Below are 10628 nucleotides of genomic sequence, written 5' to 3'. Positions count from 1 at the left end.
GCAGGCTTGAAGTACTCTACAGAACTTGAAGCCGGCGAATCATATGCCGTAAAGGAAGTTAAAGCTCCTACAGGCTACGACTTGCTTAAGGATCCTGTTTTGTTCACAGTTGCAAAGGACAGCTACAAGACGGTTCAAGCAGCTGACGGTCAGAAGATTTCCAACACGAAGAAGGGCGGCTTCCTTCCATCAACAGGCGGCATGGGTATCGTTCTCTTCATCGCTGCCGGTGTCGTTGTAATGGCTGGTGCTGCAGGTGCTATGATTGCACGCCGCAACCGTCGTGAAAACATCTAATTCGTGATTCGATTCATCACAACTAAATAGCTCATTATTCATATACCAATTTTGGGGGTCGGGAATGAACTTTCCGATCCCTTTTTGTGTTAAACTGAACGTAATGTCAATTGAGTATCAAAGGAAAAAGAATGGCTGAAAAAAAGAAGAAATCAAAAAATGGTTTTTGGATCCAAGTTTTGCTGATGATTGTCTTTCTGGCAGGATTGCTGATTATGCTGTATCCCTTCTATGTTGAATCGATAAATAACTTTATTGATAACAGGCGTGTCGAAGAAGCTCAGAAACTTGACGCCAAAAGAAATGCCAGAGAACTTGCAAAGCTCAGAGCAGAAAATGAACGTGCTGCTAAAAAGGCTGCCAGGGACCCGTTTCGCGGGACGGGCAACATGAATGCCAGGAAGCTGCGCAGGCATTTGCTGGGGCGCGTCGTGATTCCGAAGATCAACGTGAACGTGCCGCTGTTCAATCTGACGACAGCCGATACCCTCAATTACGGTGCGGCTGTCCTGCAGGGGTCATCGTTTCCGACCGGCGGAAAGGGAAAGCGGACCGTTATTGCTGCCCACCGCGGCCTGCCTGAACGCAAGCTGTTTACGGACCTCGACAAGGTCAGGAAGGGCGATTTGTTTGTAATCAGCGTTTATGGAAAGAATATGGCCTACAAGGTTTACAACATCAAGGTCATCAAGCCGAACAAGGTCAAATCGCTGCTCCCTGTCAAAGACAAGGATCTGGCGACGCTGATGACGTGCACGCCGTACATGATCAACTCACACCGGATGCTTGTGACAGGGTACCGGGTGCCGTACACAAAGAAGATAGCGCGTGAAGTCGAAGATGCATCCCTGATGAACAATTTGATTCAGGCTTCGGTTATTTTAGGATGCATCATGGCGTTGGCCGCTGTATTTTATGTCCTGTACAGGATTATCCACGGCGGCCTGCTTAAACGGCGCGATATCAACCTTGAATTCATCGTGGTCGATGAGAACGGAGTGCCAGTTGCCGGTGAACCGTTCCAGCTTTTCGCAGGAAACGGCAGGCGCAGGCTGTACCGCAACCAACAGGAGTTCATCGTCAGATCGGATGAACATGGCAGAGTCAGGTTCACGAATCTTCCCGGAAACGTCTATTGCATCAGGAATGACCATCTGAGCGTACGTGCCGGAATCAGAAAGCTCCGTCAGAAAAATGCAGCGTTGTATCCAAAGAGGAAACAAAAGAGCTTTATTGTTCAAAACGACGAAAATACCTGGATTGTCAAAAAGCATCATTAATCAGGAAAGCTCCCGGACAGGGGGCTTTTTTGAGTTAACCCTGAAGTCGAACAGCTTGCATTTCACAAAGAAAGCGTTTACAATAAAAGGGTAGGGAATGTCAGCTTTGAGATTCAGACGAATCTGAATATTGTTTTCCAATGATGTGAAAAGAGGTCAGAGCTTGTTGATTCCTTATGGCAGCGTGTGGATTATTATCGATGCACGGAAGATCTTGAAGTGCTGTTCTTCGATTGGATTCAATCCAGCATTGCAGTTCGCAAAAGCATGTTAGAAGCTGTCCCGGTCACTACCTCTTTTCAACTCCCGTTAAATCACGTTCCTCAGGCAGATTACTGAAGCGTCTGCCTGGGGTTTTTCAGTTTTCAGGGTAAAGCATGGTCTTGTTCTGGACGAATGCGACAAATTTTGAGGCGACTGGTGAGAGAACGACATTCTTACGCCAGACCATGACGTGCTGATGACTTATTTCCGGTTCAAGCGGGATGAAGACAACGTTTCTTTGGTTACGCAGATTGAATGATCCCTCTAATGTCAGCATTCCGGCTTCCCCCGATGCAATGAGAGGATAGAAGTTTGAAGACAGGTTGGTACAGCCGATGATGTTCAGGTCACCGTCATTTAAGTGAAGCTGATCTGCCAGATCATCTCTGACGATGTTTCGCGCAGGAAGGATTAGTTCAATGTCTGAAAGCTGACTGGACTTCGTAATCGCAGCAAGTTTTGAAAGAGGGTGCTCCGAACTGACGACAAGACCCCAGCGGTCAGGCTTGTTGATTTTGTAAAAATGATACTTGGCAGCTTCAACCGGTTCGACCAGAAAACCCAGTTCAAGCGTATTTTGATCAAGCCGGTTCTTGATGTCGTCACTGTAGGCATCGTACATTGAAAATCTTACGCCCGGATAAATTTGCTGAAACTCGTACAGCCATTGTGAAATGCAGGGCGTGATTGCCGTTTCGACGCATCCGACCGACAGGATGCCGGTCAGCCCCTGTTCTGTACTCTTCAAGTCAAGCAAGGCATCGTCAAGCAACTGGAGCATGGCCTTTGCGTGCTGCTGGAAGCTGATGCCTGCGCTCGTCAGCGTGACCTGACGTTTTCCTCTTTCGAAAAGCCTTGCCCCCAGTTGTTCTTCCAGGTCCTTCATTTGTCGCGAAAGGGTTGGCTGCGTGATATGCAGCTTGCCGGCGGCTTTGGTGATGTTTCCCTCCTGTGCCACGGCCAGAAAATATCTCATCATTCTTGTTTCCATGTTGTCACCTCTTTGTTATTATACATTCTAAGCATGATGAATTACAAAAAACAGGTATTTTACATTATGGAGAAGAAAAATTACAATAAGGTCATCAACAAAAATGAGGTGAAAATCATGAGCAGATACGAAAATGAGGTTAAGAACGATCTTTTTGGATTCGGAGATGAAAACAAGGCCTTTGCAAAGTATTTCATCAACAAAAGCTATCTGAACAGTCTGATTCCGGTTGACGACAATATCGACGTCCACGTTGCAAACGTCAACTTTGAACCGGGGTGTCGCAACAATTGGCATATTCACCACAATGGCTATCAGCTTTTGCTGGTGACTGCAGGGAGCGGCTGGTACCAGGAAGAGGGGAAACCTGCCCAAAGTCTTGAAGCCGGTGACGTGGTTGCGATTCATGAAGGAATCAAGCACTGGCACGGAGCAAAGAAAGACAGCTGGTTTTCGCACATTGCAATCACCAAGGGAACCAGCGAATGGCTTGAACCGGTCGATGATGACCACTACCTTGCGCTTGACTGATGTCTGCTGAAACGTTTTTCAAGATATGTCCAAAACATTTGACACCGCTTACATAAATGGATTACAATTAGCCTAGATGGTTGCCGGATTCCGTTTTGCCAGGCAGGTGATCAAAGTGATTACAAAAGATCATACCAGAGACGTCATCAGCTTGATTGATGAACGTCTCAAAAATGAAGAATTCTCAAAAGACCGGGAGTTTGCTGCGATTTGTACGTGGGTTCGCGAAAAGCTGCTTGAAGAAGAGCTCGATTCAGATGAGCTTTTCGGACGTATTCAGTCATATGCGATAAACAAACGACGCAGGAAACCGACACTTGCGAGCGATTTGGAAAAGGCACTTACAATGGGGCGTCCGTTGGATGTGTTTATAGGATGGCTGCGCCATTTGAGATGACGCGGCTCAAGGCTCCGGGGGACCGGAGCCTTTTTATTTCTGCTTTTTCTTCAGTCGTGAAATCCAGTGCGTAATCAGAATTGTCAAAATAGTAATTGATGCACTGCATGAAAAGAATGCCCCAAGCATCAAAACGAGGCGCAGGGTTTTACCCTGATTCGACATGAAGGCCCAGACGGTCAGCGTACACAGCACGAAAGCCAGCGCAACTAAGATGAAGAGCCCGAAAATAAGCAGCGGTATGTTCTTTTTCATACAAATTTCCTCCTGTCTGTAGACATTATATTATTCAGATGTACTTCGGACAAGCACAGATAATGTTTCACGTGAAACATTTGCATGAAAGATGATTTTTAACTATAATTGTTGGCGGTAATCTTAACAATCAGAGGAGGGGTGGACCGTTTTTTCAAGTCGCAGGCCTGAGCTCCTTTTGATAAAATAATTGTATCCGGTTTGAAAGTGACGAAAGGAAGAACTTGAATTGATTGATCTGCAGGAAATACTTGAAAAGATGAATCTGAATCAGAAAATCAATTATGACAAGGTCATGATGAAAATGGTTCAGAACTGGCAAAAAGAGGGGATCAGGCCAAGGATTCTGCTCCATGCCTGCTGTGCCCCGTGCAGCACGACGACGTTGGAGCGCATGACTGAATTTGCCGAAGTAACCATCTACTATGCCAACTCCAACATTCATCCCCGTGCCGAATATCAGCGAAGAGAATACGTCCAGCAGAAATTCATTCACGATTTCAACGAAAGGACGGGCAATCACGTTCAATTCATTGCTGCACCGTACCGACCGCAGGAATACTTTGAAGCTGTAAGAGGGCTTGAAAAAGAACCTGAAGGCGGTAAAAGATGCCGCGCGTGCTTTGACTACCGTCTTGATACGGTTGCCAGGAAAGCCGTGGAGCTGGGATTTGACTACTTCGGCAGCACGCTGACAATCAGTCCGCATAAAAATTCGCAGGTAATCAATTCTGTTGGAATCGAGGTTCAGCAATTTTACGACGTGCATTATCTGCCAAGCGATTTCAAGAAGGGAAACGGCTACCTTCGTTCCGTTGAGATGTGCAGGGAATATGACGTCTATCGCCAATGCTACTGCGGGTGCATGTTTGCTGCCAGACAGCAGGGTGTTGATCTGTCGCAGATCAGGCGCGAAGCCTTGAAGTTCATGGAAGGAAAAGACGGTCAAAGAGATTTTCCGGAGATTCGCTTTTCGATTGACGGCGTTGAAGTCTGAGCGTGATTGAAGCGATTCGGATAAATTTACAAGGATAGTAAAAAGCAGCCGGAGGTTCTGAGACATGAACCTCCGGCTGTTTTTCTTGTATATTCTGTGTTCAGCATGCAAAATCGTCAAAATCAACAACTTTGGAACGACGACTGCGAAGCGACGTATAAAGACGCTTGTAGACGGGTTCGGAAACGTGATAGCTGGTATCATCGTTTTTTACTTCAGGAATAACTGGCACGTTTTTAAAGCTCATGCCAGAAATTTTGAGATTTTTTTTGACAATTTCGCCCTCAAGCAAGTGCAAACCAGCAACTGGAGCACGTTTAATTTTAACCATTGTTAGCAATTCTTCTTTCTGTAAAAATCACTAACATTTTATCACAATTTCAAGCAGTTTCAAGCAGAAAAAAGCATTTCTAATTTAGATAGATATCTATATTAATGAATGTAAGCGCATACCGTGTTGCGAGAAATGCATTTTCACTTAATGGCAATTGCTTATACAATAATTAATAATTGCATATCCTTCTCATTTTCAGTCATGTCCGATGAGCTTTTGGGTTTGCGTTGCGAGGTTGCGCCAGAAGAGGATGGCATTGTCTTCGAGGTCTCCTTCAAAGTCATCATATTCATCACGCGGTTTTAAAGTTCCGATGACGTCGCCGACAGGTCCGCAGACCTTGAGTAATTTGCCTGCCTCTTCCCAGCGTGCCGTCCAGTACGGACCTTCAAGCGCCGTGTCCAGCATGTCCTGCACGCCGTCTCTGGTCATGTCGTTGATGACGTCTTGTCTGGTGGTTTGTTCGTAACCGTTTTGTTTCATCCAAGCGAGTTTTTCCTCGACTTGTTCCATGTCGTCAGGAATCATGTGCAGCATATTGTGAATTCCGCCCTTCTTAAAAGAATATTTACCTATATTATAAGCCATTGGTGCGGTTTTGAGTACACATGAATCCTGATTTAGGCTATAATCGTAAATAGGTATCAATCGAAAGGGAGAATATCATGAGCGAACAGACGGAATTGCTGGAACGACCATATATCAACATCGTTAATGTTATCTGGAGTTTTGACCGGGCAACAAGTCAAGTCAACATGCTGCTCGTCAAGCGTGCAAATGAGCCTGAGAAAGGGGCATGGGCAATGCCCGAAACATATTTGAGAACGGAAGAAAGCGCGGATGCGGCAGCGCTCAGGCTGGTCCGCGAAAAAATCGGACTGAATCTGTCTGCGATTCATACCGAACAGCTGGCGACTTTCACGAATCCGATGCGTTCCGGCCGGGGACGCGACCGGATCCTTTCTCTGGCGTACATGACGTTTCTTCCTGAAATGCCGCCGCTCAAGGCCGGATACGGGGCAACCGATGCGCGCTGGTTTGCGTTTTCAGCAGAAGACGGCCACTATATGGTGCGGAACGGGGCACTGCATTTCAAGGCAAGCGAGGCGACGAGTCAGGCGAAATATTATGAAAATGCAGAGTACGATCCCGAAAAGCACCTCGCATTCGACTACGACTGGATCTTCAAGGTGGCCTGCGAAAGAATCCGCAATAAGCTCAACTATCGCCCGAACGTCCTGCTGGTTCTGGGGTCCACGTTTACGATGCGCGAGGCGCGCTGCGTCTATGCACCGTTTCTGATGAAGAAGGTCGATGCAATCGACAATTCCAATTTCAGGAAGACTCACATGCACCTGCTGAAGGAAATCGGGACGGAAACAGTCCAGAAACGCCCGGGACGACCGGCCAAGATCTACGCTTTAAGAACGGTCGAAGATGACGAAAGTTGCAAAACAAGGTAAATTAGTGTAAGATAGGTTCAATATAAAAGTTGAACTTACTTTATTGTGAAATAAAGGTAGTTATGACTTAAACAGGAGGAAAACTCATGGATGCAGACAATTGGGCATTAGTGACCGATTTGTACGAACTGACGATGGCAAACGGTTTTAAGGAAAAGTTAGGCGAAGAAGAAGGCGTTTTTGACATCTTCTTTCGCAAGATGCCCGACGATGGCAGTTTTGTAGTATTGGCAGGGCTTGAGCAGGCAGTCGAGGAGCTCAGGGACTTCCATTTTGAAGAAGAAGACATTGAATATTTGAAGGGGTTGAACCTGTTTTCAGCTGATTTCATCGAATATCTGGCTGATTTCAAATTCAGCTGCCACGTCTGGGCTGTTCCGGAAGGCACCCCGATCTTCCCGCGCGAACCCGTGATGACGATTCAGGGTCCTCTGATTCAGGCACAGCTGTTTGAAACGCTTCTTCTGAGCATCATCAATCATGAAACGCTGATTGCAACAAAGGCGCGTCGAATCACGGCAGCAGCCAAGGGGCGCGGCGTCATGGAATTCGGTGCCCGCCGTGCCCAGGGCCCTTCAAGCGCTACTTACGGTGCAAGAGCAGCCGTAATCGGCGGTGCAAGTTCAACTTCCAACCTGCTTGCAGCCAAGAAATTCGGCATTCCTGCAGCGGGAACGATGGCACACAGCTGGATCGAAGCCTTCGACAGCGAGTACGATGCATTCAGAGCCTGGGCAGACATCTACCCTGACAACTGCTCGCTTCTGGCCGACACGTATGACGTGCTCGAATCCGGCGTTCCGAACGCCATCAGAATTTTCAATGAACTGAAGGCTGAAGGACACAGCAATTTCGGTATCCGGATTGATTCAGGCGACGTGACGAAACTTGCTGAAGCTGCCCGTAAAATGATGGATGAAGCAGGTTTCCCGAATGCCAGGATCACGATTTCAAATGCGCTTGATGAAAACATCATCCAGTCCCTGCTCGAACAGGGCGCACCAATCGATAATTTCGGCGTCGGCGAAAAAATGATCACAAGCTCGTCTTCACCTGTCTTAAGTGGTGTCTACAAGCTTTCCGCCGTTGTCAAGGGTGACAGGCTCATTCCGAAGATCAAGGTCTCGGAAAGCAAGGGCAAGTTGACGCTTCCCGGCATCAAGCAGACCTATCGCCTGATCGACAACAAATCAGGCAAGGCATTTGCCGACATCATCACGCTTCGTGACGAGGAGCTTCCTTCTGAACTCACGGCCTACAAGGCTGATCCGCTGGCTACGAAGCAGAAGGGGCATCTTAAGGACTTCACGGCGCTGCCTCTTCAAAAGGAAGCCATGGACGGAACTGAAGTCAAGATCAATCTTCCGAACGTCTTTGAGATTCAGAAGTTCAGCAAGTCGCAGCTCGACTTGCTGCCGCATTCGACGAAGCGCCTGCTCAATGCGGATGAATATCCGGTGTTCATCACGCCGAAACTTTATGAAGTTCAGCAGGAACTCGTTTCAAAATTTGCAGATCAATAATCAGTGAGGCTCGTTTCGGAAATGAAGCGGGCCTTTTTGTCAAAATGCAGTCCTCTTGGCTGCTGAGAAATATTTGACGACGCAGCATTACGGGCGGATCTTCAGAATAGCCGTTTTGCCCGTAATCGGGAGCTGGAATTTACGGTCAAATCTCAAAAACTGGCAAGTTTCCCGTAATCAAGGACTGTATTTTATGGTCAAATCGAAATAAATGCAGATTTGTCCGTAATGCAGAGGAAATCCGGTGGACCTGCATGTCTGATGAATTATGGGTGAATCATTAAAAGTGAACACTATTTTCCAATTTTGTGCTATAGTTAATCCTAGGATTACTTAGGGGGAAAATTATGAAGGACGAATTTCAAAAAAGATTGAAATCCGGTATTGTCACGATTCTTTCGATAATGCTTGGAGTATTTGCAATCTATGTCAACAGCGTTCGTGCAGACGAAAACTACACGATCTACAATCCTGAAAACTATATGCAATATTCAAGTTCTGTTGGTGCAGGTCAGTATGCTTTCTTTGATGCGGACATCGTGAACGCAAAGGAGCCGACAAAAATCGTTGCCGCAATCGGGCGCGATGGTGATCAGACAATCAGCGTATGGGAGTTTATGCCAAACGGGGTAACGAATAATTTCAAGCTTGCTCCGAACAGTAACAGGGCACTAAGGCACGTAGATCAAAACAACCGTCCGTTTACGCTGCATTATTACCATGACGGTGACAGCTTTGACGTGATGGTCGAAGGCGATACGAATGTTGTCCTGCAACATTATAAGGATTCAGATTCGCAGATTATTTCCCGGGAAATATCCGAACCGACACCGCGGCTGATCAACCAGACGATTAATTACCTTGATGACAACGGCAATAAGATTGCCCCGTCCATCGGACACAACGTCATGACCGGAATGGTTTATCAAACCAGGCGCCGGGTCTTCCCCGGATACCTGTTGACGGGAACACCGTCAAATGCTGATGATTGCATGAATGAAAGCAACGTTCCCGGAACCGTGCGGACAATCAAGTATCATGGCGGTGTCGGCGCAACAATCAAATATACGCAAATGGATGACTCCGGTACGGCGATTGCCGATATCTATTATGGCGGAGCGAAAATCGGCAACTCGATGATGCTTGAGCCGTTCGGTCACGGCACTGCCCGTCTCAGATTTGTGGGCGGGATGACAATCCCGCTTGAAAATCATTTTGGCAACCAGACCCGGACGATCAACTATGTTTATAAGCGTCTCGGCTCATGGAAGATCTCTGTTCCAGGGAAACCGGAGCAGGACGTCGCATACCAGAACGATTCGTCAGATCCGACAAGGCTTGCCGCACAGACTCAGACGGTTCCTTATGTTGAAGGCTATACTGCTGAATGCAGCAATGGCAGCCTCCAGCAGATCAGCGCAGACAAGCGCGACGGTTACCGTTTGTCTGCGCCTGAAGATCCGTTCAAGGATGGCATGGTCAGCTATGTAGCTGATAATGCGGAGAAAGACAACGGCAGCGGCGAAAATCAAGACCCGCAGCAGGAAAAGACTGTATCCGGTTCAGATGAAAATCGGAACGTGATAAAGATTCAGGCAAACCGGCAAAAGGATCAGCCGCGTCAAGAAAACGTTGCTGCTCCGGCTAAGTTTGACGTCAAGCAAAAAGCTGTTCAGCCAGGCGCGAGCAAAAATAATTTCGGGCTTTTGCCTCAGACGGGCGACTTCAGTTCAAACATCTGCTTCTTTGGTGCAGTCATTGTCGGAATTCTGGCGATTGGCGGCTTGATTATGCTGGACCGTCGTTTCAATTTGGATAACAGGCAGAAATAATTTCTAACAGAGAGCCACATGGATTGACCATACAAGCTTCTCCAGTGAGTGGGCAGTTGAATGAAGACAGGTCGATTCATTACGATGGCTGAACGATTGAGATGGGAAAACTCTGTCTTAAATTTAAATCACGTATGATTCATGATTAGCTTTATGGATCATACGTGTTTTTGTTTTGACCAGACATCTGTCAGGCGTTCAAACTCAGGATCAGGTAAGTGACGGGAAGACAGGCCAGAATTGTGGATTTCGCCCAAAATAGTCAACTTTGCCATCCCGCTGAAGTGTTTTCGTTACCAAAGTCACGCAATGAAAAAAGAAACCGGGACTTTTTCACCAGCCTCCTTTGTACTGCATACGGGATAATTCTTCATTGAAGATTAATTTACGGGTTCATGATCGCTCGGCACCACACCTTGCCTGAATTGGGTTCAGACCAGCAACAAGGCTCATGATAAGTTCGT

Annotated in this window: 12 protein-coding genes; 8 read left to right on the top strand and 4 right to left on the bottom strand. The window is 47.0% G+C overall.

Translation table 11 applies throughout. From position 1 onward, the window contains the following. Together V7Z60_RS07050 and V7Z60_RS07045 are read left to right on the top strand one after the other, a co-directional pair. The coding region (locus tag V7Z60_RS07050) for a SpaA isopeptide-forming pilin-related protein (protein ID WP_334117132.1) at nt 1-297 on the top strand (297 nt) is incomplete at its 5' end. A gap of 131 nt (nt 298-428) precedes the next feature. Beyond that, nucleotides 429-1577 carry a class C sortase gene (locus tag V7Z60_RS07045; RefSeq protein WP_334117131.1) on the top strand — a complete coding sequence of 383 codons (1149 nt, stop codon included), beginning with the start codon at nt 429-431 and terminating at the stop codon, nt 1575-1577. 358 nt (nt 1578-1935) lie between these two features. Here the strand turns inward: V7Z60_RS07045 and V7Z60_RS07040 are convergent, their stop codons facing one another. Beyond that, the gene (locus V7Z60_RS07040) at nt 1936-2832 is read right to left on the bottom strand and encodes a LysR family transcriptional regulator (RefSeq protein ID WP_334117130.1); all 897 of its coding nucleotides are present in this window, start codon (nt 2830-2832) and stop codon (nt 1936-1938) included. A 117-nt stretch (nt 2833-2949) separates the two neighbouring features. Here V7Z60_RS07040 and V7Z60_RS07035 point away from each other — a divergent pair, with 117 nt between their 5' ends. Both V7Z60_RS07035 and V7Z60_RS07030 read left to right on the top strand, forming a co-directional pair. Continuing rightward, nucleotides 2950-3363, top strand: coding sequence for a cupin domain-containing protein (locus V7Z60_RS07035; RefSeq protein WP_334117129.1), 414 nt, complete (start codon nt 2950-2952; stop codon nt 3361-3363). Nucleotides 3364-3478: 115 nt separating this feature from the next. Then, the gene (locus tag V7Z60_RS07030) at nt 3479-3760 is read left to right on the top strand and encodes a hypothetical protein (protein WP_334117128.1); all 282 of its coding nucleotides are present in this window, start codon (nt 3479-3481) and stop codon (nt 3758-3760) included. Nucleotides 3761-3793: 33 nt separating this feature from the next. Here the strand turns inward: V7Z60_RS07030 and V7Z60_RS07025 are convergent, their stop codons facing one another. Beyond that, on the bottom strand, nt 3794-4015 hold the full coding sequence (locus V7Z60_RS07025; RefSeq protein WP_334117127.1) for a hypothetical protein: 222 nt from the start codon (nt 4013-4015) through the stop codon (nt 3794-3796). Between the two features lie 229 nt (nt 4016-4244). Between V7Z60_RS07025 and V7Z60_RS07020 the strand changes: the two genes are divergently transcribed. Next, nucleotides 4245-5012, top strand: coding sequence for an epoxyqueuosine reductase QueH (locus V7Z60_RS07020; RefSeq protein ID WP_334117126.1), 768 nt, complete (start codon nt 4245-4247; stop codon nt 5010-5012). Nucleotides 5013-5112: 100 nt separating this feature from the next. On the opposite strand, the gene V7Z60_RS07015 is transcribed toward V7Z60_RS07020, so the two are convergent. Then, nucleotides 5113-5343: a nucleoside-diphosphate kinase gene (locus V7Z60_RS07015; protein WP_334117125.1), complete on the bottom strand. Its 231-nt coding sequence runs from the start codon at nt 5341-5343 to the stop codon at nt 5113-5115. A gap of 198 nt (nt 5344-5541) precedes the next feature. Then, nucleotides 5542-5883, bottom strand: a complete 342-nt coding sequence (locus V7Z60_RS07010; RefSeq protein ID WP_334117124.1) for a hypothetical protein — start codon at nt 5881-5883, stop codon at nt 5542-5544. Between the two features lie 128 nt (nt 5884-6011). Here V7Z60_RS07010 and V7Z60_RS07005 point away from each other — a divergent pair, with 128 nt between their 5' ends. The 3 genes from V7Z60_RS07005 (at nt 6012) to V7Z60_RS06995 (ending at nt 10164) form a co-directional block, all read left to right on the top strand. After that, a complete protein-coding gene (locus V7Z60_RS07005; RefSeq protein WP_334117123.1) occupies nt 6012-6809 on the top strand; it encodes an NrtR DNA-binding winged helix domain-containing protein in 798 nt (265 codons plus the stop codon). 86 nt (nt 6810-6895) lie between these two features. Continuing rightward, entirely contained in the window at nt 6896-8332 is a 1437-nt protein-coding gene (locus tag V7Z60_RS07000; protein WP_334117122.1) for a nicotinate phosphoribosyltransferase, read from the top strand. 347 nt (nt 8333-8679) lie between these two features. Then, nucleotides 8680-10164: a MucBP domain-containing protein gene (locus V7Z60_RS06995; RefSeq protein ID WP_334117121.1), complete on the top strand. Its 1485-nt coding sequence runs from the start codon at nt 8680-8682 to the stop codon at nt 10162-10164. Nucleotides 10165-10628 lie beyond the last annotated feature (464 nt).

The organism is Ligilactobacillus sp. (assembly GCF_036846325.1).
Classification (GTDB): Bacteria; Bacillota; Bacilli; order Lactobacillales; family Lactobacillaceae; genus Ligilactobacillus.
The sequence above is the reverse complement of the archived record's forward strand: the minus strand, read 5'-3'. Positions and strand labels throughout refer to the sequence as shown.

What these genes read in the sequence shown, in the direction of transcription:
- V7Z60_RS07045 (WP_334117131.1), top strand. Translation starts at nt 429, where the DNA reads ATGGCTGAAAAAAAGAAGAAATCAAAAAATGGTTTTTGGATCCAAGTT.
- V7Z60_RS07040 (WP_334117130.1), bottom strand. Translation starts at nt 2,832, where the DNA reads ATGGAAACAAGAATGATGAGATATTTTCTGGCCGTGGCACAGGAGGGA.
- V7Z60_RS07035 (WP_334117129.1), top strand. Translation starts at nt 2,950, where the DNA reads ATGAGCAGATACGAAAATGAGGTTAAGAACGATCTTTTTGGATTCGGA.
- V7Z60_RS07025 (WP_334117127.1), bottom strand. Translation starts at nt 4,015, where the DNA reads ATGAAAAAGAACATACCGCTGCTTATTTTCGGGCTCTTCATCTTAGTT.
- V7Z60_RS07015 (WP_334117125.1), bottom strand. Translation starts at nt 5,343, where the DNA reads ATGGTTAAAATTAAACGTGCTCCAGTTGCTGGTTTGCACTTGCTTGAG.
- V7Z60_RS07010 (WP_334117124.1), bottom strand. Translation starts at nt 5,883, where the DNA reads ATGCTGCACATGATTCCTGACGACATGGAACAAGTCGAGGAAAAACTC.
- V7Z60_RS07005 (WP_334117123.1), top strand. Translation starts at nt 6,012, where the DNA reads ATGAGCGAACAGACGGAATTGCTGGAACGACCATATATCAACATCGTT.
- V7Z60_RS07000 (WP_334117122.1), top strand. Translation starts at nt 6,896, where the DNA reads ATGGATGCAGACAATTGGGCATTAGTGACCGATTTGTACGAACTGACG.
- V7Z60_RS06995 (WP_334117121.1), top strand. Translation starts at nt 8,680, where the DNA reads ATGAAGGACGAATTTCAAAAAAGATTGAAATCCGGTATTGTCACGATT.